20 protein-coding genes are annotated in these 23,843 nt (G+C 54.4%); 10 read left to right on the forward strand and 10 right to left on the reverse strand.

Going from position 1 to position 23,843, the window contains the following annotated elements:
- Positions 1–10: 10 nt before the first annotated feature.
- The 3 genes from R0135_RS00395 to puuE all read right to left on the reverse strand — a co-directional run bounded on the left by R0135_RS00395 (position 11) and on the right by puuE (position 4,244).
- The gene (locus tag R0135_RS00395) at positions 11–2,383 is read right to left on the reverse strand and encodes a TonB-dependent siderophore receptor (RefSeq protein ID WP_407348286.1); all 2,373 of its coding nucleotides are present in this window, start codon (positions 2,381–2,383) and stop codon (positions 11–13) included.
- Positions 2,384–2,669: 286 nt separating this feature from the next.
- On the reverse strand, positions 2,670–3,314 hold the full coding sequence (locus R0135_RS00400) for a cupin domain-containing protein (RefSeq protein WP_407348287.1): 645 nt from the start codon (positions 3,312–3,314) through the stop codon (positions 2,670–2,672).
- A 12-nt stretch (positions 3,315–3,326) separates the two neighbouring features.
- A complete protein-coding gene (puuE, locus tag R0135_RS00405) occupies positions 3,327–4,244 on the reverse strand; it encodes an allantoinase PuuE (RefSeq protein WP_407348288.1) in 918 nt (305 codons plus the stop codon).
- A 324-nt stretch (positions 4,245–4,568) separates the two neighbouring features.
- On the opposite strand from puuE, the gene R0135_RS00410 reads away from it, so the two are divergent.
- From R0135_RS00410 to R0135_RS00430, 5 genes are all read left to right on the forward strand, one after another.
- The gene (locus R0135_RS00410) at positions 4,569–6,074 is read left to right on the forward strand and encodes an adenosine deaminase (protein ID WP_407348289.1); all 1,506 of its coding nucleotides are present in this window, start codon (positions 4,569–4,571) and stop codon (positions 6,072–6,074) included.
- Positions 6,075–6,119: 45 nt separating this feature from the next.
- On the forward strand, positions 6,120–7,223 hold the full coding sequence (locus R0135_RS00415; RefSeq protein WP_407348290.1) for a purine nucleoside permease: 1,104 nt from the start codon (positions 6,120–6,122) through the stop codon (positions 7,221–7,223).
- Between the two features lie 184 nt (positions 7,224–7,407).
- Positions 7,408–9,537, forward strand: a complete 2,130-nt coding sequence (locus R0135_RS00420) for a nucleoside hydrolase (RefSeq protein WP_407348291.1) — start codon at positions 7,408–7,410, stop codon at positions 9,535–9,537.
- On the forward strand, positions 9,530–10,561 hold the full coding sequence (locus R0135_RS00425) for an adenosine deaminase (protein WP_407348292.1): 1,032 nt from the start codon (positions 9,530–9,532) through the stop codon (positions 10,559–10,561). Before R0135_RS00420 ends, R0135_RS00425 begins: the two co-directional genes overlap by 8 nt.
- On the forward strand, positions 10,545–11,732 hold the full coding sequence (locus tag R0135_RS00430) for an MFS transporter (protein ID WP_407348293.1): 1,188 nt from the start codon (positions 10,545–10,547) through the stop codon (positions 11,730–11,732). Before R0135_RS00425 ends, R0135_RS00430 begins: the two co-directional genes overlap by 17 nt.
- Positions 11,733–11,770: 38 nt before the next feature.
- Here the strand turns inward: R0135_RS00430 and R0135_RS00435 are convergent, their stop codons facing one another.
- Complete coding sequence (locus tag R0135_RS00435) at positions 11,771–12,646, reverse strand: DUF547 domain-containing protein (protein WP_407348294.1); 876 nt, start codon at positions 12,644–12,646, stop codon at positions 11,771–11,773.
- Between the two features lie 222 nt (positions 12,647–12,868).
- Between R0135_RS00435 and R0135_RS00440 the strand changes: the two genes are divergently transcribed.
- Positions 12,869–13,771, forward strand: coding sequence for an isopenicillin N synthase family dioxygenase (locus R0135_RS00440; protein ID WP_407348295.1), 903 nt, complete (start codon positions 12,869–12,871; stop codon positions 13,769–13,771).
- Entirely contained in the window at positions 13,764–14,945 is a 1,182-nt protein-coding gene (locus tag R0135_RS00445; protein WP_407348296.1) for an MFS transporter, read from the forward strand. Before R0135_RS00440 ends, R0135_RS00445 begins: the two co-directional genes overlap by 8 nt.
- Positions 14,946–14,971: 26 nt before the next feature.
- Here the strand turns inward: R0135_RS00445 and R0135_RS00450 are convergent, their stop codons facing one another.
- From R0135_RS00450 to R0135_RS00460, 3 genes are all read right to left on the reverse strand, one after another.
- The gene (locus R0135_RS00450; protein ID WP_407348297.1) at positions 14,972–16,378 is read right to left on the reverse strand and encodes an amidase family protein; all 1,407 of its coding nucleotides are present in this window, start codon (positions 16,376–16,378) and stop codon (positions 14,972–14,974) included.
- A 137-nt stretch (positions 16,379–16,515) separates the two neighbouring features.
- The gene (locus R0135_RS00455; RefSeq protein ID WP_407348298.1) at positions 16,516–17,199 is read right to left on the reverse strand and encodes a hypothetical protein; all 684 of its coding nucleotides are present in this window, start codon (positions 17,197–17,199) and stop codon (positions 16,516–16,518) included.
- Between the two features lie 8 nt (positions 17,200–17,207).
- Positions 17,208–18,035: an SDR family oxidoreductase gene (locus R0135_RS00460; RefSeq protein ID WP_407348299.1), complete on the reverse strand. Its 828-nt coding sequence runs from the start codon at positions 18,033–18,035 to the stop codon at positions 17,208–17,210.
- A 180-nt stretch (positions 18,036–18,215) separates the two neighbouring features.
- On the opposite strand from R0135_RS00460, the gene R0135_RS00465 reads away from it, so the two are divergent.
- Positions 18,216–18,644, forward strand: coding sequence for a CBS domain-containing protein (locus R0135_RS00465; protein WP_407348300.1), 429 nt, complete (start codon positions 18,216–18,218; stop codon positions 18,642–18,644).
- Between the two features lie 378 nt (positions 18,645–19,022).
- Here the strand turns inward: R0135_RS00465 and R0135_RS00470 are convergent, their stop codons facing one another.
- Complete coding sequence (locus R0135_RS00470; protein ID WP_407348301.1) at positions 19,023–19,811, reverse strand: anti-sigma factor family protein; 789 nt, start codon at positions 19,809–19,811, stop codon at positions 19,023–19,025.
- Between the two features lie 50 nt (positions 19,812–19,861).
- A complete protein-coding gene (locus R0135_RS00475) occupies positions 19,862–20,374 on the reverse strand; it encodes an RNA polymerase sigma factor (RefSeq protein WP_407348302.1) in 513 nt (170 codons plus the stop codon).
- 163 nt (positions 20,375–20,537) lie between these two features.
- Between R0135_RS00475 and R0135_RS00480 the strand changes: the two genes are divergently transcribed.
- Positions 20,538–22,427, forward strand: a complete 1,890-nt coding sequence (locus R0135_RS00480; RefSeq protein ID WP_407348303.1) for a S8 family serine peptidase — start codon at positions 20,538–20,540, stop codon at positions 22,425–22,427.
- Between the two features lie 56 nt (positions 22,428–22,483).
- On the opposite strand, the gene R0135_RS00485 is transcribed toward R0135_RS00480, so the two are convergent.
- Positions 22,484–23,425, reverse strand: coding sequence for a surface lipoprotein assembly modifier (locus R0135_RS00485; RefSeq protein WP_407348304.1), 942 nt, complete (start codon positions 23,423–23,425; stop codon positions 22,484–22,486).
- Between the two features lie 142 nt (positions 23,426–23,567).
- On the opposite strand from R0135_RS00485, the gene R0135_RS00490 reads away from it, so the two are divergent.
- On the forward strand, positions 23,568–23,840 hold the full coding sequence (locus R0135_RS00490) for a DUF3144 domain-containing protein (protein WP_407348305.1): 273 nt from the start codon (positions 23,568–23,570) through the stop codon (positions 23,838–23,840).
- Positions 23,841–23,843: the final 3 nt, after the last annotated feature.

Consider the following 23,843-nt stretch of genomic DNA (forward strand, 5'->3'; position numbering starts at 1 on the left):
CAAAGGGCTATCAGAACTTGTAGGCTACGCGCGCCTGGAAGTTTCTGGATAGCTCAGGCAATACGATCTGCGAACCGAAGAGGTCAGGGAAGTTAGATCGGAAGTATCGCTCGTCGGTCAGGTTTTTGGCATTCAGCTGGAAGGTCCAGGACTCTGTTTCGTATACGAGGCCAGCGTTCAACAGCGTATAAGAGGGGAGTATTACTGCACCTGAAGAACCGGATGGAGTTTCGTCTACGCTAATGACGCTTCCGCTAATCGCGAGGTTGTCATTAAAGGAGTAAGTTCCTGTCAGCGTGTAAATGTTCTCCGGGATACCCGCTCGACGACCATCTGGCGAGGTCGGTATGCCAATAATCTGACCACCGAATACCAGGCTTGGATCCACCTGAGGGATATCATCCGCTCCATAGAAACCGAACTGTCCGCCGTTTGCTTCGGCCTCAACAATGATCACTTCCATGTTGGTCCAGCCGCCGGTTACCACGAGGTCCTGATTCACTACCCAGCGCAATTCCGCTTCGATACCTTCGGTACGGCTGGTTGGGTTGGTTACGATCGCCTGAGCGTTAAAATCTACACGTTCCTGCTCGTAGTAGTTAACCGCGAAGTACAGTGAGTCATCAAGGAAACTTCCCTTAAGACCAACTTCCCAAAGATCAGAAGTATCCGTCCACGAGCCGCTGGCTACCTGTGCGGTAGGAAGGTCACCTACCTGTCCGGCAATCAGCGTGGCCTGTTCTGCGATCGTGAAGTAGGGCGTAAGGCCAAATTCCGTGGTCCAGTTGATGCTGGCAGACCAGGACAACAGATTTTCGGAATCAGATGCCTCTGGAATTGCGCCGTCCGGGAAGAGCAGTAGCTCAAGGGGGGTTGTTACGTCGGCTTCCACGTAATCCTGACGTACACCCAGAGTTACAGCGATGCCGTTGTCAAAGGTGAAGTCTCCCAAAAAGGCGAGGCCGTACATTGTGTAGTCGCCGCTCTGGTATTCGGAGTAGTCATCGTTGATTTGCGTAGCCAACAAGCGAGTGTCCAGTGAAGGATCACGCTCTGAGTTTGATTGGCTAAGGTCCCGGCGATCGAAGTATTCGTTAATGAAATCCTGTCCGCGCAAGAAATCGGTGTAACGAATCGATGGAGACAGCTGGAAATCCGCTGTCATGGGGCCAAAGTCTTTTTCAAAGGCAAACACGAGTTTGTCTTCGATGACGTCTACTTCGCCAAACTGAGAAAAGCCGTAGGCGTTCTCATTGATATTGTCGATTGTTTCGTAAAACAGCTGGTTGGTAATACTGAAGCCATTGTCGGTCTCGTAAACGAAATCGAGATATAGCGTAAGTACCTGGTTATCCAAAGTGTCGTTCGGGTCTACCAGCACATTACTTTCGTCAAGCTGTGTGGTGCCCGCGTTGACTAGCGCCATTTCAGGGATAAGGCTGGAATTGTCTACAAACTCAGGTCGGAACACGAAGTTGGACAGTGGTCCAGATGTGGCACCGTACTCCTGGTGCGAAATCTTTCCGTCACCGTTAGTGTCCAGTGGTGTTGCTGTACCGGTGATGTAAGTGCCGTTATCAATAAGGTCCTGCGTCAATCGGTTCCAGCCAGCCACCTGGTTTCCATCATAGTCGTGATACATGCCGCCAAACTTCATGACAAGTTTGTCGTTAATATCGACGTCAAAAGAGGCCTGAAGGATGTTCTGCTTGGTTTCGGTATTGTCGTAGAAACTGTCTGAGTCTTCGAGCTCGCCGTAGATGTAATACCCCATACGATCATTGATGGGGCCGCCGACTTCAGCTGTTACGACATTGCGGTTCCAACTGCCGGTCTCGTAGGAGAGGGCACCTGTAGTCTCAGTGAGGTAGTCCCCAGACTCGGCACGCGCCGACTTTGGGTTGAAGTTCAAATAACCGCCGATCTTTGAGGGACCGTAAATAGGTGATGCCGGGCCCCGCACGATATCAATGCGGTCTGAGGCACCAATAGGCGTTGGGTAGTTACCTGGGTTGTCGATTCGACGGACACCGCGAAAGTAGGTTTCACCGGCGGTTCCTCGCACGTCCAGCGATCCCGCTACGCCAAAGAAGGACTGAGTAAAGGTACCAGGTGCGAACGCCACCAACTCATCAATGTCTGTGATGTTAAATCGGTCCAACTGCTCAGAGCTGATGGTCGATGCCGAACGGGGTGTCTCAAGCAGGGATTTACCAAAGCCGAATATTTGTACGTCTTCGCCCGGAAGTGATCCGAGTGATCCTGTAACAACGACTTCTTCGATTCCCAGCGGTTCTTCCTGCGCATGTGCGATGGGCACAGACGCGAGAATTGCCGCGATGGACGCTGCCAGTGGCAGTCGACGGGTGGTGAATTGCTTCATGACCTCTCCTCAAAATGCATGGTGCTGTCCCGCGGCATGGGCTACGGGACAATGGTTTTTAATACTTGGGCACTGCTCCGAAGAGAGGTGCACGATTGATGCCAATCCACTGGCTGTACAGCACTAAAAAAATCGTTATATTTATCAGGAGCTTATGTCGCCTCTACGCAGCGTTCACACCGCACTCATAGCGATGTGGCGCGCGTAAACACGCTATACCGGATAATTATGCACCGTGATGGTGCGCTGCTGTGCTGGGGGCGTCAATTATTGAATCCGCGGATTATTACCGCTGGGGTGCGGACTCTCTGCTGAGGGCCTCGATATAGCTGCGGTGCTCAGGAAAGTCCGCTAGTAATTGAGAGGTGATGCCAAGGGTCATATCCCGGTAGTCAAAGCCCGGGCTCACAGCCTCGCTGATCAGGCCGTAGCCCTGCCTACCCTCGCCATTCAGGCGGGAAGCCTTCCATACGCCGCCGGCCACCGTGAGTTGTAAGTGATGGCCCTTGCGCGGGTCCGGCCCCATGATCACGGTTTGCAACTCTCCGTCTGGATGAATCAGCACGTACTCGATGGGGTCACCGAGATGGAAATAATGAACAATATCCGATCGATTGCGGTGGAAGTGTCCAATCGGTCCGCCGGCGGTGAGCAAGTAGTAGATTGAGGTCATGCTAAAGCGCTCGCCGTCCTCGCTGGGTATGCGTGCCTGATTCGTAGCCTCATAGGTGCGCCGGTAATAACCGCCCTCTACATGACCTTCCAGGCCAAGGCTTTGAATGAGTTCCCGAGCGCTGGGTTGATCCTCTTCAGCCACGAGTGTTGTGCTTTGTGCAAGGATCAGCAGCGTTGCTGATGCAAAAATTGTTTGCACGGTCATTCCTCTCGCAGCAGATGCCAGAAACGTTATCGCGGTAGCTACCGTGTTCATTGCCGGATGTCCTCATTGAGAGCTGGGTTGGTAGTGCGCGTGCCAATGACGTGCGATGTCGACTCGGCGACATAGCCAGGCATCGTTGTGCTGCTGTACGTAGTCCAGGAAGCGCTGGAGCGCGAGGAAACGACCGGGTCGCCCCACAAGACGACAGTGCAGGCCAATGTTCATTAATTTTGGTTGCTCAAGTCCCTCGGCGTAAAGCACATCGAACGTATCCCGCAGGTAACGGTAAAACTGATCTCCTTCGGCAAAACCCTGGGCGCTCGAAAAGCGCATATCGTTGCTGTCCAGTGTATAGGGAATGACGAGATGATCTCCGCGGGCCGTGTCTACCCAGTAAGGCAAATCATCAGCGTAGGAGTCTGAGTCGTAGAGAAAACCCTCATGCTCCATAAGCAGTGTTCGTGTATTGGGGCTATCCCGACCCGTGTACCAGCCAAGCGGTCGCTCACCCGTAAGCTCGGTGTGCCATTCAATGGCGCGTTGCATATGCTCGCGCTCTACATCGATAGGAATCTCTTGATAGTTGATCCATCGTAGTCCGTGGCAGGCGATTTCCCAGTCGGCACTGCGCATCGCAGCTACAGCTTCAGGATTTCTGGCCAGTGCCATGGTGACACCAAACACTGTGATGGGTACCTCGCGTTCGGTGAACAGCCGATACAGTCGCCAAAACCCCGCTCGGCTGCCGTACTCATAGAGTGATTCCATGCTCATATGACGATCGGGGAACGTGCTGGGATTAAACATTTCTGACAGAAAGACTTCTGAGCCAGGGTCGCCGTGAAGAACAGAGTTCTCGCCGCCTTCTTCGTAGTTGACGACAAATTGAACGGCAATACGCTTACCGTCTGGCAGCGTGAACTTGGGTGGATGCTGACCGTAGCCACGCATGTCTCGAGAATATGGGGAGTTGGATTCCAAATGTGTTTCCGCTACTCGACAGAGCCCTAAGGATGCATCGGCTGCCTCGGCGCGGCAAGTATCAATGCGTACTTTGCTCTTTCACAGCGGGCCATCCATGTTGCGCACTATTGCGGCACTTTTTTGCACTAAATTGGCGCATAAAATAGCAGTTCATGTTTGAATCTGTCCGCTTCGGTGAGTTCGCACGGTTTGAAGCCCCGCAGAGGGCTGATGCGAGAAACAGGCGCATCACAAAGCGGGCGTGGCACTGAACTTGCGTTGCCCAGGGACTCAAACTGACGGATGATGCCGGGCCTTATCGATAATGAGAGTTAGGGAGCTATGCGTTTTACTGCAATTCAAAGTCTGATTTCGGTCATCACTCGGCTCTTGCTCAGCGGTGGACTCTTTAGGCTGCTTAATATTGCGCTGATGTTTGTGGCCATTGGCGTCGGAACAGCACGAGCGGCCGTACCGCCTCCGTCAGACAATATCGCTGGCTGGTTCGAGACCTTTAAGCGCCAGGCCAGTGATGAGGAGCTGTATCGCTTTCTCTATGCCATGCCTAAAGGTGGAGATCTGCATAACCATCTTTCAGGTTCAATCCGCTCCGAATGGTTTTTTGACCTGGCACTGGCGCAGGGCGAGCGCGGTTATCGCTATTACACCCGGGTAAAAATCAATAATTGTCGGCCCTTCGGTGGCAATGCCTTCACCCAGAATCCCTATCTCATGCTTTTCACCAACGTCCAGGAAAGTACCTACGAAGCACTCAGTAGTTGCGAGAAAGAGGAGTATCTGCCTCTGGAAGAACTGAACGCCGATGAAAAAACTGCCTGGCTTGACAGTCTGAGACTGGATAAGGCCTACGAAGGTCGCGATGAGTTTTTCCAGACTCACTGGCAGCGCATGGGTGACCTGTATTTGAACCCTTATCTTGCCGCCGATGCTTTGGTACTGAACATGCAGTCCTTTGGTGCTGAAGGGCTGATGTACATGGAGAGCATGATTGGGGTTCTGGGCTTTATCGACGCTCAGGGGCAACAAATTTCTCCTGATGATGTTGCAGATATCTATCGCGATCGACTGCGCGATGATGACGCCTTGGGTACGGGGGTTGAGGTGCGTTTGCAGGTGGCCATTTTACGGTTTTCACCCACGGCCGAAGACAATCTTCGCTATCTCTACGACTATGTGAGTCGCCACAGTGACCTGTTTGTCGCGGTAAATATGGTGGGCCGGGAAGACAATGACAAAGGATATCCTTTGAGATTCCTCGACACACTCAGGGATCTACGTCGCTCCTACAATAATGTACGGCTGTCGATCCATGCCGGTGAGGTTGATGAACCGAACAGCCATGTTCGCGATACCTTGCTGCTTGGCGCTGACCGAATCGGGCATGGCGTGAACCTTATCAGTGACCCGGATACCATGCGCCTCATGCGCGGTGGTCCTTATCTGGTAGAGATTAATCTGGTTTCCAACCTACTGTTGCAATACGTTAGCGACTACAGCGAGCATCCCTTTCCAGAGTATTTACGCACTGGTATCCCGGTAGCTTTGTCTACGGACGATAGGGGTATGTGGGATAGCAATCTTACCGATGAGTTTTATGTGGCGGTCAAAGCGTTTAATTTGAGCTGGGACGAGTTGCTGCTACTGAGTCGAAATTCTATTACCCACGCATTTTTGCCAGAGACAAAAAAAGCTGAGCTGATTGCCCGCTTTGAGGCGCGCACTGATGATTTTGCGCGCCAGATTGCAGCTCGGCCTTTGGGCGCTCTGTCTCCTGAGGCCCTAAGCTATGGATTTATCTGTGACCGCTATCAACTCTGCAAGTGGTAAGGTCAAAATCATTGATGCGCTTTAACGATAACTGAGAGGATTTTCATGCGAATTAAACTCGCCTTATTTTGTCTCCCCATGCTGAGTTTATTGCTCAGCGCCTGTGGTGCAGAGTCGCCTACCACAGTAGAGGTGGCTGCAGAAGCAGCGCCTGAGCCTATTGCGGTGAAAGTCGTGGTAGTCACCATGTTTGAAATTGGTGAGGACAGCGGTGATCAGGCGGCGGAATTCCAACTCTGGAATGAACGCCGAAATCTGGACCAGGTATTTGAATTTGGCGCACATCACGACCTGCACTTTGACAGTGAAAACGGTGTCATGGTGATGGTTACCGGCATTGGCACCGCGAAATCCACGGCGTCGGTAATGATGCTTGGCATGGACCCACGCTTTGATGTCAGCAAAGCTTACTGGCTTGTAGCGGGGATCGCAGGTGTGGATCCCGAAGACGCATCTATTGGTAGTGCTGCCTGGGCTGAGTATTTGGTGGATGGCGACCTGGCCCACGAAATTGATCCCCGGGAAATGCCTGCGGATTGGAAGTACGGCTATATCGCGCGCAACACCAGCAAGCCCTTTGATGAAAACAAGCCTGAGCCAACCGGTGAAATGTTTCGCACCAATTCTGCACTCACTGAATGGGCCTATCAGTTAACCAAAGACATAGAGTTACCTGACTTTGAGTCTTTGGATGAAACACGCTTGCTTTACACCGAACATCCGAACGCGCAGCGAGCGCCGTTTGTACTCAAGGGAGACCACCTCGCGGCCATGACGTTCTGGCACGGCACCATGATGAATGACTGGGCCAATGACTGGGTGGACTACTGGAGTGACGGTAAGGGTAATTTTGTGACATCGGCCATGGAAGACACCGGCACCATGCAATCGCTGACCTGGCTGACCAACGCCGGTCGTGCGGACCGTGATCGACTCATGGTGTTGCGAACCGGGAGCAACTACACTTTGCCACCGCCGGGAATTGATGCAGCCACGAACTTGCTCTCTGAAAACGAAGGTTACGCGGGTCTGGATGCATCGCTGGAGTCTGCATACATTGTCGGTTCAAAAGTTATCGATACTTTGGTGGCCGGATGGGATGTATACCAGGACCGTACCCCTACAGTTGAGGACATTGTTGCCCCCTAAGACCGACCGGGCCGCGGGGTTTGCCTGCGGCCTAGCAGGCTTTGCTCACGGCGTTTTTGGGAGCATGCCCCAGGAACTTGTTCAGGCCTAGATCTCTTTGTGGGCTTTCTGTGCTTGGTCGCGCTGGGTATTCTGTCGCGGCTAATTTCCCCTGGTTTTTGCTTTTTCGACTGAGGTTTATTGAATGTTCGACGCCGATTCTCGAAGTTCTTTTGTCCGCGCCATTATCTCCTCGTTTGTGATTCTGCTCGCGCTGCTGGTACCACCGGTTTGGGCCGCACAGCCACTGCCAGTGAAGGTGGTGGTGTTGAGTATGTTTGAAAATGGCGAGCCCACCGGGGATAAGCCCGGGGAGCTTCAGCTGTGGTTGGAGCGCAATCCTGACCTTAAAGAAATGCCGTTCACCATGGGCGAGTATTCCCTGTACTACTCCGATCGCGGCTTGTTGGTGGCCTGTCTCGGTGGTGGCATACCCAACGCGACGGCTTCGACCATGGCTCTGGGTCTGGATGAGCGCTTTGACCTGAGTAACGCCTATTGGCTGATCGCAGGTATTGCCGGTGCTGACCCCGAAGACCTGTCTTTGGGATCAGCCGCTTGGGCAAGTGCAGTGGTTGACGGTGATCTTGTTTACGAAATTGACGCTCGGGAGATCCCCGATAACTGGCCTTATGGGTTTATTCCTCTTGGTGCGACGGAACCTGCCGATGGTTCGCAGGATGTGTCGACCGGCTGGACCCTGGATACCATTAGCTTCGAGCTTGATAGGGGTTTGACCGAGTGGGCATATCAGCTCACCCGCACGACTGCTTTGATGGATACGCCGGCTATGCAGGCTTTTCGCGCAGAGTTTGAGGGCTACCCGCTGGCGCAGCGGCCGCCCTTTGTGACTAAGGGTGACACGCTCTCAGCCAGTACCTACTGGCATGGTGAGAAACTGAATGAGTGGGCGAACGACTGGCTGCGAGTGTATGCCGGTGAGTCTGCGGACTTTATGACATCGAATATGGAGGACTCCGGAACACTGACTGCACTTCATCGCTTGGGTCGTGCCGGTCGTGTGGATCCGCAGCGGGTGCTGGTGCTGCGCACAGCGAGTAACTACACCATGCCTCCCAAAGGGCGCAGTGCTGCCTGGAGCACTACGGCCGATTACCCCGATGGCGGACTTGGGGCACTGGATACTGCTCAGCGAGTGGGGCAGACCGTTGTCGATGCTCTCATCCAAGGCTGGGCGGCTTACCGGGATCAATTGCCACGGGCTGAAGCTCGGATTCCCGTGGTATTTGATACAGATATGGCGATTGATGACTGGTCAGCCTTACTGTTTTTGGCGAGACATCCGCGCATTGAACTTTTGGCGGTCACCGTTTCAGCCAGCGGAGAGGCGCACTGCGAGCCCGGCACGCGGAATGCCCTTGCACTATTGGACCTGGTCGATCCACATAATCAGGTGCCGGTGTCCTGTGGTGATTCTTATCCCATGGATGGTTATTTTGTGTTTCCGGTGCAATGGCAAAAGGACATGGACACCTTGTCAGGTGTAGCCATCACACCCAGCGTGCGCGAAGCAGACCCCCGACATGGTGTTGAGTTGTTGCACGACACTATTGCGGCGGCTAAGGCGCCGGTAACTATTATCGCCACGGGCCCACTCACGAACATTGCCCAGTGGCTGGATCGTTATCCCGGGGATAGCGACAAAATGGATCGATTGGTGGTCATGGGCGGCGCATTGGATGCTCCGGGGAACATCATTGTTCCCGGATTTACCGACGACAATCCCAACACTCAGGCTGAGTGGAACATTTATGTGGACGCTTTAGCTGCAGACAAGGTGCTGCGTTCCGACCTGCCGATCGAGCTTGTCGGTCTGGATGTCACGAATCACGTAAAGGTCACCAAGGAATTTGCCGCGCAGTTTAAAGCGCGGGTGGATAATCCTGCAGCGCAGTTCTGGGATGAGGTACTGGATGCCAACCAGTGGTTCATTGACTCGGGCGAGTACTATTTTTGGGATGTACTTGCGGCACTGGCAGTCGTGGATCGAGAGCGCTTTTGCGAAGGCGATATGCTCGGGCTTGCAGTGCAACACAAAGAGACCGATCAACCCTGGTGGCCCAGCTCTGATAAGACCATGCCATCTGCCTCGTCTATGGGGACGCCCCGGCGTCACTTTGCGGCGGCAAGCGCCGGTGTCATCGAAGAGAGAGACGGACCCCAAAATACCTTGTTCTGCCGTGACACCGATGCAGAGGCAGCTTTCGAGTTATTCATGAATACTTTGACCAGCGGAGATGCGGCACGTGACTGAGCAACAGTTTGGCCCGGTAACCCAATGGCTTGCGGGGATGCCCAAAGCAGAGCTTCATCTACATATTGATGGCAGTCTGCGTGCACCGCGCTTGTTACAGTTAGCGGCGAAACATGGTGTGTCGCTTCCCTATAGCTCTGTGGAAGAGGTGGAAGCTGCTTATAACTTCAGTGACTTGCAGAGCTTTCTGGACCTGTATTATCTCGGCGCATCGGTATTGCGCGACGCCGATGACTTTTACCTTCTCATGAAGGACTACCTTGAAGTGTGCAGAGTCCAGAATATTGTGCACTGCGAGATCATGGTCGAGCCGCAGACCTATTTGCCACAGGGGGTAGATCTGGGGGTTGTGCTAGAGGGTTTTGACCGCGCGATTGCTGAAGCGAAGTCCGGCTGGGGGCAGTCTGTGGGTTTAATTCTGAGCTTTTTGCGGCACTTACCAGAGGCGGAGTGTTTGGAGATGCTGACGGCTGCGGATCCTTATCGCGCGCATTTTTGCGCCATTGGTCTGGCCAGCGCCGAGAGGGATTTTCCGCCGGCGAACTTTCAGACACTGTACCGCGAAGCCGCCAAACGGGGCTACGCTCTCACCGCGCATGCCGGAGAAGAGGGCCCCCCAAGCTTTATTCACGATGCACTTCAGTTGCTGTCGGTGGCGCGCATTGATCACGGTGTGCGGGCCATAGAGGATGAGTATTTACTGAATCAGCTTGCCGCTGATCGGCTACCGTTGACTGTCTGTCCACTATCGAACGTACGCCTCTGTGTGTATGACGATATGTCGCAGCACCGTATTTTGGACCTGCTGGATCGCGGCCTGTGTGTCACGGTGAACTCGGACGACCCTGCTTATTTTGGTGGCGACTTGCTGGAGAACTTTGCGGCCCTGGAGACAGATTTGAGTATGAGCAAGGAGCAGGCCTTGTTGTTGGTTCGAAACTCCTTCGAAGCGGCATTTTTGCAAAATGAAGAGAAGAATTTGCTAGAAAAGCAGCTTCAGGATTACCTTGCGCGCAACCCCTGAGTCCCGCAGTTTCCGAGCAATTGCTGTTGTAGCGCTTCTGGTTTGCTGCACCGTGTTGGGTTTGGCCGGTACGGATCTTGTGCTCCCGGCCGTGCCGGGATTGCCGCAATCTCTTGGTGGAAGTATTGCTCAGGCGCAGTTTGTTCTTGCGACCTTCGCTGCGGGCAGCGGTGTGGGCTTACTCCTGTTTGGAGAGCTGGGTTCGATTCTGGATCATCGCCGGATGCTAGTAGTGTCTCTGGTGGCCTACGGACTGCTTTCGGCCGCGGCGGCGACGGCGGGTAGTCTCGAGTTGCTCATCGCTCTGCGCTTTCTCCAGGGGGTCGCAGCATCCTGTGCAGCAGTGGTGACTCCGGGGATGGTGCGGGCCTTGTTTGATGAGCAAGGGGCTTTGCGGGCCTTAGGCGCGCTGGGCAGTATCGAGTCGCTTGCTCCAGCGATAGCGCCAATCATTGGGGTTTGGTTATTGAGTTCCTATGGCTGGCCCGCATCGTTTTGGGTAACCGCCGTGCTGGCTCTTGTGCTAAGCGTACTGGTAGCTCTCTCCAAGCCCTATATTCCTGCAGTCTCGGGCAAGCCTTCCCGACTGGGATATTGGGAGCTTCTCAGAAACCCGGTGTTCCAGCGCTACGCCCTCAGTCAGGGTTTCAGCCTTGGGTCTTTACTCGCCTTTGTGTTCGCTATGCCCACGGTTTTTGTGATTGCCTTTGATGGCGACATCCGTCAGTTCATCGTGATGCAGCTTTTGGGGATTTCCACTTATATCATCGCGGCAAACCTTTCCAGTCGGCTTGTGCAGCGCTTTGGCGCCGAGGCCACCATCTACGGGGGAAGTATCCTTGCGCTACTGGGAAGCATCGCGATGTTGAGCTACGGCCTCTTGGGGGGGCGTGAGCCCTGGGTGATTTGGGTTTTGTTTCTGCCGTTCAATATGGGCTTTGGATTCCGCGGGCCACCGGGTTTCTATCGCTCGCTGCAGGCCTCTGACGGCGATGATGCCCGGGCCTCCGCTCTGGTGATTCTCTACGTGATGATGATCACTGCCGGCGCCACTGCCTTGATTTCACCTTTTGTTGCCAATGGACTCTGGCCTGCGGCGCTTGCGGCGACACTGCTTGGTGCCTTGTCCCTGCTGATACTTCCCTTGCTTCCCACCCTCGACGACCACTAGCCGAGAACCAGCGGCTCATAGTGCTTTTGAGCTGCTGATCAAGGGCTTTGGTTCAGGCGCCAATCGTAGTCGAGGAACTTCAGATTCATATCGCCTTTACGAAGAATTGAAGTTTGTTTGTCTGTGAGCTTCAGTGAATCACTGTAGCGGCTGAGGAAGTGGTGCAGAGAATGATTGTCTCGCCAGCCCCGTTCGAAGTCGTCGCGGTACCACTTGAAAATTGATGAAATTTCCAAGTTCTCGCCGGTGAAACGATTGCGGCTCGGGTCGGCTAAAAAGCGTCGAGTCTGCTCTTCGAGCTGTAATTCAATACGCTCACCCTCATAAGCCTCCTGGCGTAAAGCAGGGCATCCGATGCTTGCACAGTTCACTGCAAAGTGGATGCGCGGATCGTCAAAGCGACCGGGCTCGCGGATCATGCCGTGTTCTATGTCGTCCAGACTCACCGTGTCGCCAAATAGAGGGATGAAAGGTTTTTTCCAGGGTGAGCGGAGGATGCTACCCAGGTCTCGAATGGATTCAAGATCCGGCCAGTTGTCGAGGATCAGCGCTACGGTCCAGGCGTTGTAAGCATTGATTAAAAACGCTAACTGCTGGTCACTTGATTCCCCGAGGTGCATTGCTTCGCTGACGCCTGATAAATCGTTCAGGTAAGTGTTGAGAAGGTCTCGACGTTCGGCAAAGCAGTCATATTCAGCGGCGGTACTGTGACGGTCGACAGTAGGCACAACGCAGGTTTTTACAAGGGCATCCCAGTTATCGTGTGAGAAGGGTGTGCTTTGAGCACCAGTGAAGCTGCTAAAGCCAAACAAGAGCAATGAGGCGAGCAGGGCGACATGACCTGCCCGGGGGAACTGTGAGTTGCCTTGTGCAAACAGTGTGGTTCTTGACTTGCGGTGTTTAGACTTGCGCACATTGAATCCTTTTCGCCAGATACATCTTTTGTTGTTGGGCTTTTGATCGCTATTTATTACTTTTGTTCACAACTTCCTCTCAATATGTGTAAAAGCGTCTTCGCACTGTACTGCGCGAACTGTCGATGAGAAAGCCGGGCGTTCTGTGCTGTGGCAATTGCGACGTTTCAGAGACTATGCCATCGTGAGCGCCACCTTTTACCAAGGCCATGGGAAGTTTTTGTGGAAGTACCTGTCGTAGACTGTGATCAGAGTATTCGCTCCGATCTGGAAATTGCTCGAGACATAGACTCTGCGCTTCGTAATGTGGGCTTTATGGCGGTGCGTAATCTTGGTGTTACCCCCGAGCGTATTGTCGATGTGTTCAGTACGGCGAAGAGCTTCTTCCAGTGCTCCGAGCAGGCGAAACAGCGCTGCGCCTACGAGGCAGCGATGGAGAATTTTGGCTATCAGGGTATAGGCGAAGAGAGTCTGGATCCCAGTCGCCCGGGCGACCTCAAAGAAACATTCACGATGCGCAACCTTCTCGCAAAGCGCGTAAGCGCAGAGCGGTGGCCCACCGTCGAGTTTCGACAGTCGGTATCAGCGTTTTATCAAGATGCTTTATCAGCAGCTCAGCGGCTCCAGAGACTTCTTGCCCTGGCCTTAGATGTCCCTACGGATTATTTTGTGAATTTGCACGGCGGCGAAAATATCACCCTGCGGTTGCTGCATTATCCCGCAGTGACCTCAGACACCATTGATCCCCAGCAGATGGGTGCTGGCGCACACACGGATTACGGCATGCTGACGCTGCTGTTTCAGGATGCCGTTGGGGGTTTGCAGGTTCAGTCAGAAAGTGGGACCTGGCACGATGTGCCGCCACGCCCGGATGCGATTGTTATCAACTCGGGTGATTTACTAGAGCGCTGGAGTAATGGGCGTTATCGCTCAACCTGTCATCGAGTGCTTCCTCGGCAACAATCTACAGAGCGTTACTCCATTGCATTGTTTGTGGATCCGGATAGTGACACCTTGGTAGAAGCCTTGCCATCCTGTGTTGAGGCCGGTGCCGCAGCGCTCCACCTGCCCATTACCGCCGGCGAGCACCTTCAGGCAAAAATAGAAGCCACCCATCATGCTTGATGAGTCGGATGTCGCTGACTCCGGCTCTGGCATGTTTTCTCACCCCGGGCTTCTTATGGCCGGCGCGGGAGCATTTGGAATGTCCACATTGTTCAGTGCGCTCAAGCCTGTATTAGTTACCCGGCTGATGGAGGAAACCACCTGGGGGGCTGCAATGGCGGGCGTGGTGGTTGCGGCGCCGTTTTTGGGCATTGCGCTGTCATCATTGTTGTTTTTTGTGCGTCCCCCGCGGGCATCTCTCAGACGACTTGCCGTGATGTTCGGCGGTACGCTGGTGCTTCTGGAGCTGTTAAGCGCCTATCTTTTCGAGTATCAGTTGCTTTTGCTAAGCCTTCAGTTTGTGGCTGGCTTTTGTGTGGGCGCTCTTATGTCAGCGACATCCCGTTTAGTGGCGGTGAGTGATGCCCCGGATCAGAGCTTCGGATTCATAGATATGTCTGCGGTGGCGTTGATGTCAGCGATGGTGGCCGGGGCGGGGATTGCCGTGGCGGCAGCGGGAGTCACGGGCGGCTATTTTTTTGCGGCGGCGGTGGCTTTTGCCTACGCGTTAGCTATCGCAAGTTACCGCGAAAGTCCCACGCTGATGGCTCATCATGATCATAAGCCAGAGCCCCTGGACCTCAGTTTGCGGCCCTTGGCTGTAGTGAGCATGGGTGTCTTGTTTGTGACCTGCAGCGGACTGGGTTTTGCATTCATGTTCAGCTTTGCCGCACGCCTGGGCCTGGGCTATGAAGAAGCGGGTTCAAAGATCGGACTGTTGTTACTGGCCTCCGCATTGGCCTGCCAGCTGGGGGGGTGGTGTAGTGCTCGTTTTGGTCCGCGTTATCCCTTGCTCGGTGCCTTTGTTGCTTGTGCCGGAGGATGGTGGATGGTCGTCCATGCGTCAAACCCTGGCATGTTCTTCGCGGGACTGGTGCCCGCGGTGTTTGCGCTGCAGTTCAATTTTCCGATCTTGCTGGCACTCTCGGGCTCTTTGGATGCGCACGGTCGCTGGGCAGGCATTGCTGCTCCGCTGATTACCAGCGGTTTTGCCTGGGCCGCTATCGTTTCGGGACAGGTGGTCCAGTACAAAGGACTGGATGCGCTGGTCAGCTTCACCGCACTGGGTATGTTGTTGTGCGGGGCTTTACTATGGCCAGCAACGGCGGCGAAAACAGCTCGAGCAAGCACATGACCGCGGCCGCAGTGGGCCCCAGCGGCTTACTGCGGCGGGTGCGCTGTTTCCAGATGCACAGCAATCGCGGCTAGCTTGTGGTCCTGCCAGCGTTCGCCAATGAGGGATATGCCCAAGGGCAGGTGCGCTACTTTACCCAGCGGCAGGGTGATGTGAGGATTGCCGGCTACAGCGGCAGGTCCGGCCATACTCGGGCCAAAGTCAGCATCGCCATTTACCCAGTCAATCATCCACCCCGGGCCTTCGGTTATCCCTACAATGGCGTCCAGCTTATGCTCTGCAAACAGACGATCCAGACCATCCTCTCGCATGGCTTTTTGTGTGGCCAGGCGTTTCTTTCGATAGTCCTCTTCGCTGTCGGCAAGGTTTAGGGACTTGAGAAAAATCGATTGGTCAAAGTAGCGAAGCTCTTGATCTGCGTGCTCTTCGTTAAAAGCAATGAGTGATGCTAGCGTCATGTTACTCAGTGCATTGGGCAACTGTGCCAGATAGGCGTTGAGATCGCGCCGAAACTCATACAGCAGCACATCGTAGGAATCCTGGCCATAACCCTCGTAAGGCTCTATATCCAGCCCCGCAACCAGTGTCGCGCCGTTGTCCTTGAGTGTCTGCAGGACCGCATCCAGTTCTGCATCCCGTCGGGGGTCAAAGCCCTGGGTGCGGGAGAACACGCCAATTTTGAGGCCGTTCAAGTCGGGTATAGCATTGAGGTTCATCAGGCCCTGGCGGATCGCATTACTGTTCTGTGCCGTTTCGCTGCTGATTATGGCCAGAGTGCGTGCCGCAAGACTCACGCTGTTGGCAATAGGCCCTGCCGTGTCCTGGGTGCTCGCCAGCGGCACGATACCTTCGCCGGCTACCAGGCCCTGGGTGGGCTTGAAGCCCACAACACCGTTGATCGATGCCGGGCAGACAATAGATCCGGAGGTTTCGGTGCCTATGGCGACATCGACGTAGCCCAGGGCGACCGCGACCGCAGAACCGGAGCTGGAGCCGCAGGGGGTGCGATCGGGATCATGGGCATTGCGTGTCTGACCGCCCACGCCGCTCCATCCCGAACTTGAGAATTCTGAGCGAAAGTTTGCCCATTCGCTGAGATTGGTCTTGCCAAGGATGACTGCGCCGGCGTGTCGTAATTGCGCTACCAGGGGAGCATCCCGTCCCGTGTTGTTGTCTGCAAGGGCTAAAGAGCCAGCGGTGGTCGGCAGACCTTTAGATTCAATGTTGTCTTTGAGGAGTATTGGCTCGCCATGCATTGGGCCGGGCGCTTTACGCTGAACGTCGAGCATGCGAGCCACCTTGGTAGCGTCGGGGTCAATGGCGATGACCGCATGGTATTGCTCATCAAGCTGCCCAATGTCAGCAATGGCCTGTGCAATGCGGGTTTGTACCGCCCCGGGTTCTTGGGCGCCGACTGAACTTGTGCTGAGCATGAGTAGTGTTAGTCCGCTGGCGACAATACTGCGCCGCAAAATAGTCTGAGGTCGATTGATGTTTCGATGCTAATCCCTGCAATCATTCAATAAGTAGCGTGGTCTGTAGTTACTGTAAATCCCTAAGCGATGCACAATCAAATCGGCAGTGGAATAAACACCGAGCTGGCAGTGTGCACGACCTTGGTGACGCGGCGGTCGCCGGCATCTCCGGCGATGCGAGACATCATGTCCTCTAGGGCGATGAGTTTTCCGAATATGCGTTCGAAACTGAGATTATCAATCTTTCCGCGGTACGCGCTGGAGATTAGAAATGGATCTCCGGTACTTTTGCGGTTGTTTTTGAGGCGCCACAGCAATATCTCGATGTTTCGAGCGCTGGTGCTCAATATCTCAGAATCCAGGGTATCGAAAAGATAGGACTCTGTGTTGTATCCGTAGGCGCGACGAAGCATGCCCCCCAGGCCTACGATCAGAGCAAACACCCGGTCTCCAGTAAACTCCTCCTGGAACACCAGCTCAAGCGCAGCAATTTCCTGAGCGAAGGACAGCTCCCGAAAAGACAGCGGCCCTGGCGTGTCCTGTAGCTGGCTTAAACGGGCCTCAACGGTGTCGAGCGAGCCATTTAGTAGTTGATCTGGATTGCGAGCATAAAATTTGCTCATGAGCTCTCTTACCAGAAGCCGTGTTTCGATAATGAATTCGTCGGTGACAAGATCGATGTCTGACTTTACGAGATTTTTAACTTCATAGCCGCCGCATCCCCCCAGGGCAGACCCCAGGAGGAGGGCGGTAAAACGACGGCGACCCAGGCGAGTCATAGAGTTGTTTATGTGGCTTGACGCAGTTGTGCTGCCATTTGTTCAAGAGCTTGAAATGCCGCCACCGGGTTTTCGCGCTTGAGTGGAAGAAGGGCCATTTCAGGGCCGGTGCCTACGGCGATTTCCGGCTCACCGCTTTCAAAGCCCGCTATTATGACGTCTGCACAGTCATCAACACTCATGCCACCGGCAATATCTTCGTCAGTGGTGCCTGTAGCGCTCCCGTCGCCGGACAGGGCGTTTTTAGAAACATTGGTTTGGATGAAACCCGGAGTGATAGTGGTGACTTGCAAGCCGTCGGCAGCGACTTCTGTACGCAGTGCATCAAAGAAGCCCATGACGGCGTGCTTTGCGGCGCAATACCCGGTTCTCATAGGTGCCCCGACCTTTCCTGCGACACTTGCAGTAACCGCAATGTGTCCTTCTCCTCGAGCGATCATGGCCGGAAGAACGGCCTGTGTGAGTGCGATCTGTCCCAAAACATTGATGTCCATCATTTGGCGATAAACATCGAAATCCGTATCGACGCAGAATGATCTTTGTGAAACTCCGGCATTGTTGATGAGTAAATCGATTTTTCCAAACTGCGCAAGAACCTGCTGTGCCGCCGGCTCCATCGTGGCGTGCTTGGACACGTCCAATGGCAGCACGAGCACGTCGCTGGCACCGGCTTCCCGGCAGAGCGTGGCCACCCGCTGCAACTCTGACTCGTTGCGCGCAGAGAGCACCAGAACGCTGCCTCGAGCCGACATGCGCACAGCGAGCGCTTCTCCAATTCCCGACGAGGCGCCGGTGATCCATACGACTTTGTCATCAAACTGAACGCCTGGGTACATGAGTTGTAGATCTCCGAAGTTAGGTTCCGTCAAGCATAACGCGAAACAGATACTGGAAGCAGGTGATTCGATGCGCTGGGCGTGGACGTGCACAAAGCCAAGAGGTAACTTAGACACTCGTGTTGATAGTTCAACCCAGGCAATTTAACTGACACCCTAAAAACACAAGAGTCTCTCGCTATGCCAACACCCAATACCATCAAAGACTGTATGCGCCGTAACCCATTAACCATCAACTGCAACTCAAATCTGGTGCAGGCAGTGGAGACGCTGGTGGAATACAAACTAACGGGGGTAACCGTGGTCGATGACGACGGGCACCCGGTGGGCGTGCTTTCAGAAATTGACTGTATAAAGTCTGTTCTGAACGCAATTTACAATGATGGCGATCCAGAGCATGCGCTGGTGCAGGATGTTATGACCAGCACCATTGTCAGTTGCACCCCCGGCGACTCCATTGTTGAGGTAGCGGCCGATATGCTGGCCACCCGACAGCGTCGACGACCAGTAATTGAAAATGGTCGGCTGGTAGGGCAGGTGAGCTCCAGTAATGTCTTATGGGCGCTAATGGAAAACTCTCGTCGGCGCGTTCACCCTAAAGGCTCCTAAAAAATATAAAAATAAAGGGAATAAACCCGGCGTCGTCAGCGTCATCATGTCAGTGGTGGAGTGAAACACCCCATTTGAGGTGGTGCCGAAGGGTATATTGGGAGCGATAGTGATCCAGCATAGGAACGCATCGCGGCCCTCGGCGCCAGCCTCACACCTTTCACACCCCTAACATCTCTCAAGTCTGCAATTCTAATTTCAGTTTTAGTTCGGCTTTACGAACATCCGCTACGCAGTCCCCTGCCTTACCTTAGAGCAAAGGCACAGGTCGCCAAGACCTGCCTTACGGCGCCTGTATTGTAAGGATGTATTGGGAAGGAGCAGCGTTGGCGAGTGTTAATCCCCACGAAGGCGTGGGTAGTGGTGTTCGAGTGGGCTTTAGTTCTGCCAGTTGCGATCGATAAGTGCGATCTCATCGTCTCTGCCCAGGGCTATATCGCCGGCATGTTGACTGATGAAGCTGGCTACCGGTGCGGAGTCGCTCGCTCCGGCGGGGCGGTAGGTGTCGGAGGGGTCCAGATATGACTCCAGGCCGGCGGCCTGAGTTACCCAGCTGCTCTGCTCTTTACAGGCCACGGCTCTCCAGTCGGATTCCCCGCCACGCAGAAGATATTCTCTGCACCAGCGACCATCTTCATGGGGGAAGCTCAGGACTGGCTGAATTTCTCGGCCGTCGCTCAGTTCCGCCCATCCGTTTCCGGAGGGTAGTTCATCCAGCGCCGCGGTGACCAGACCGTCATTGCCTGGCAAACGGCTCTGCGGCGATTGGCTCAAGTCGGTAACCAGGCTGAGAGCGATGGCACCGACAAACGATGCGGCCAAGGCGTACATCCAAACGGGCTTTGCAGCAACCTTTGCGGCAACTGCAGGAGCCGGTGTACGTCCGGGAAATGCCAGTACCGTTGCTCCAAAGGCAACCCCACTGTCTGTGCCATCCACAGCGGAGGTGTCATGAAGCAGTGCTTGGACAGCTTGGGGTATGGCGTCATGCTCAGCAAGCGCGTCACGCAGGCGCTGATTGAGCTCCTGCATACGCAGGAGACCGGATTGCAGTGCGGCTTCGTTATGCAGTCTCGCTTCAAGGGCCCGGGACAATGTGGGTGCGAGTTCGCCATCAAGATACTGCGATAGCAGCTCGATGTCCTGGTCGCTCAATATCTGTTCCATGCCTATACCCTTCATGCTATGTCTATACCCATGTCTTGCTAATCGCACCGCTACTCGACAGCCGGCAGCAGTTGCTTTCTCGCCCTGGCTATTCGGCTCATGATGGTGCCAATGGGCACCTCCAGGATCTCCGCGGCTTCGGCGTAGCTTCTGCCCTCTACAGCAACAAGCGTCAGGGCCATTCTTTGTTCTTCGGGCAACTTAGCCATTGCCTCGTTGACCGCTGCCAGACTTCTCTCTCCAGCAGATTGCGTCTCTGCAGACGGTGAAAGATCTCGCGCTTCACCTGTCTGCGCTACCGTGTTCGCGTGACGTGTGCGAACTTCTCTTGAGCGCAGCTCGTCGATCCACAGGTTCTTACACACCCGATACGCCCAGCGCGCCGTGTGTGCATCATCGGGGATGCCTCGCTCCAGCAGGCGCTCAACCGTGCACTGAAGTAAGTCGTCCGCGTCGGCATCGCTGCCTGTCAGAGACAGGCAGAACCTTTTGAGGCCCTTGAGCTCCGCCATAAGCTCCTGGCGTTGCCTTTTGCCGAGTTGTCTATCACTGAGCGACGTCATTCATTCCCTGTTAGAATCTAAGACGCTTGCGGAAGCCCTTTATTCCCTTTTTTTTAACAGGGATTAAAAGACGCTTGAGATCGTTAGTATAAGGAAGCGGGAGTCCGGCATACAGAGATGCCCTGCCATTAAGGTGGTTCCTACCCAAGTAATTGGTAACGCTATGAAATCATTCAATATTTTTACAAGTTTTAGAGTGCTTCAGGTCATGAGCCGCTCGCGACGAGTGGACTCATCATACAAGACCATGACTTTTGTGGGTGAATCTGCTGCCAGTTCGCTGCCGATTGCCGCGATTCTTTTTGGCGCACTTCTTTTGCTCAGCTCGCTGAATGTGTCAGCGCAGCTCCCCGTTGGAGGCTTTTTGGGTCCGGATCCTGTCGAAGCAGAAATTGACGAGCGGGTGGAGCAGCAGCTGGAAAAGCGCGTCGAAGACAATGTCGAGGAAAACATCGAGAACGTTGTTGAGATAGCGACTGAGCTAAATATTCAGGAAAACATCGAAGACAATATCGAAGAGACCATCGAGCAAACAGTTGATGCCTCGGTCGAGGGCACTATCGATGACGCCGTAGCGCAGACGGTCGAGGAGCGTCTGGAAGAATCTGTTGAATCCTCTGTCGAGATGGGCGTGGCAGAAGCCGTTGAATCCTCCGTGGAAGAGGGTGTTGAGGTCAGCGTCGAAGAAGCTGTCGCCGCGACTGTGGAGGAAAGTGTAGAGGCGGCTGTGGAGAGTGAACTTGTCGCTAGCGTTGAGAGCGACGTGGAGGCCTCGGTAGAAGAATCAGTGGCCGAGTCGGTAGAAGCAAGCATTGAAGAAACCGTTGCGGACGCCGTCGCAGGCGAGGTTGAAGGCAGCGTCGAAGATTCTGTCGAGGCCACAGTCGAGTCATCTGTTGAGGATGATGTGGAGCAGCGGGTTGTTCTGGCGATTGAGAGCCGCCTGGAAAACGAAATTGATGAGATTCTTGATGGTCTAGAAAGCGACCTCGAGGTTGATGAAGGCCGAATATTGAAGGAGCAGTGGCTGGTAATGGCCGAGCCGGTCGTATTTGAGGAGCTTACCTCTCAAGGCTACCTGTTCGATACCGTAACGGAGCTGCCCGGATTGGGGCTTCGGCTTGCGGAGGTTGCAGCACCGTCAACCTTTGATATCACCCAGATCCGCGACGGCGTACTTGATGTAGTGGGTAAGGATCGTGCGGAAGTTGATCTAAACCACATATACACTGCGGGTGTCCCGGAGATGGTCGCCGGTACCGGAGTGATGCCTCGCGCTGCGATGTCTTTTCCATCAGACCTGGATACTCTGGATCTCCGCGTTGGCATGATTGATAGCCGCGTTGATACCCAGCACCCGGCGCTGGTTAACTCAAGTATTCATACGCGCTCCTTTGCACGTCCGGGTGCTGAGGCCCCCGAGTTTCACGGGACCGCTATAGCATCAATAATCGCTGCAAACTCGCCGGAGTATCAGGGACTCGCCCCCATGGCTGAGGTCTACGCTGCTTCGGTGTTCGAGCTTGATGGTAAGCGTGGAGAAATTGCCAGTACCGTGAGTTTGATCCGAGCGCTTGATTGGCTGATTTCCTCGGGTGTTGATGTTGTTAACATCAGCCTGGCCGGGCCGCCCAACAGACTTTTGGAGAGGGCTTTGGATCGTGCCAGCTCACAGGATATGGTGGTGATGGCCGCTGCCGGGAATGGCGGGCCGGTGGCTCGACCTATGTATCCGGCAGCCTACGACAGTGTCGTGGCGGTGACTGCGGTGGATTCAGCGCAGCAGGTGTTCCGTCTCGCAAATCGTGGTGAATATCTTGCTCTCGCTGCACCGGGCGTGGATTTGCGCCACGCTCAGTCGGGAGGAGGCTATGCCGCATCTTCTGGTACATCGTTTGCCGTACCTTTTGCAGTGACGGCCGCAGCACGTTTAAGTCGACTGAGCCCTGAGTCAGACATCATCACGATGTTGCTGGAAAGCGCGATGGACCTTGGTCCTCCCGGACGAGACACGATCTATGGTTACGGACTGCTGACACTCGGGAGCCTCTGAGCGTTTGGGTTTCTGTTCGGTGCCAAGGCTTGGGCGTGGCTTGCGCATACTACGATTTACCAGCTGTACTGTAGCCGCGTTCCAAAGATTGTCTGGGTAAAATCTGCGCGGGGCAGATTGGAAATGTAATCTCCGTAACTCAGATACCACTGCCAATTGAGTTTCTGGGTCATCGGCAGCTCCAGATCGAATTTCACACGCATGCGGTCGTCTTTTCGTGGCTCATTAATAGTAGGTTCGTCCGAACTGTAGTTGCGGACCTCATAACGCAACGCCGCCTCTAGCTTTACTTTGCGATCCCACAGGTCCAGACGCCTGATGTAGCGCAGCTTGAGCGAGTGCGCATCGAAGTCCAGTTCATCGGCAACGGCATCTTCGTCCCGATACCGGTAGCCTAGATTGAAATAGCTTCGCAAGCCGCGATGAAAGAAGTAAATATCTGCTTCGCCTGTTTGGGTTTCGGCGTCGCGTGAAGAGCGATTATCTATTTCACGTTCCGAGTAGACATAGGCTCCTCGGGCAAACCAGCGACGAGATAAAAATCCGGACAGCGACGGCGATATACGGGTGTATTTGAGAAAGGCATCGCCATCGAGTCGCGAGTCAATATAGTAGGCGGAAAGCGACGCGTTACTTTTTCCCAGGTCAGTATTGATGTCGGCGCCGAGAATATGCGTCAGCCGATCCACCGCAGAGAACTCCTGATAGCTACTTTGACTGGCGTTATAGTTGAGGGAGGCTTCTGTACGCTCACTGAGCGTGCGTTTAACGCCTAGCTCCAGATCAATGATTGCCGCGTAATCGCTTTGCCCACTGGATAGATCTACTTCATCGACGGAGACATTCGTATCGTATTCTCCTCCTAAGCCAACTTCGGCGCGCCACCGAGTCTTGCTGGGCGTACCCGTCGTCGGTTCCTGAGCGACAATAGACGCACTCCAGAGCAGGCAGAGAGCTGCCAGCAGTGTGCGAATTTGTCGGGGCGCGGTTGAAGGCACTTATGGGCTCAGTTTGAGAATAGGCAGCGCAGACTAATCAAAGCCTGCCTGCGGCTCAAGACTGCCACTGAGTGGCTGTCTGTGTTTGCGATCCGATGGTAAACTGCGCCGCTTTCCGCATTGTGATATCTAAGGACTAACCGTGAGCGACGATCAGACACAGCAACATGACGACTGCATGCAGCGTTTTATCGATTTGGCCAACGAGATGAAGGACGAAGCTGTTCCTGTAAATGTCGTTTCCTGGGCTTTGATGACTGCATCTGGCATCTATTCCACCTATTCGGTGACGGGAAACAGTGGCGGTTTGAATCCCTCGGGGATCGACAAAGTCGCCGAGGCCTACAAGCAGAATCTGACGAATATTCAGGCGCTAAAAAAGGCCGAAGACGAGCGAAAAAAAGCGGCTAACTGAGGC

Origin of the sequence: Congregibacter variabilis, from assembly GCF_045689235.1 — a bacterium.
Taxonomy (GTDB): Bacteria; Pseudomonadota; Gammaproteobacteria; order Pseudomonadales; family Halieaceae; genus Congregibacter; species Congregibacter variabilis.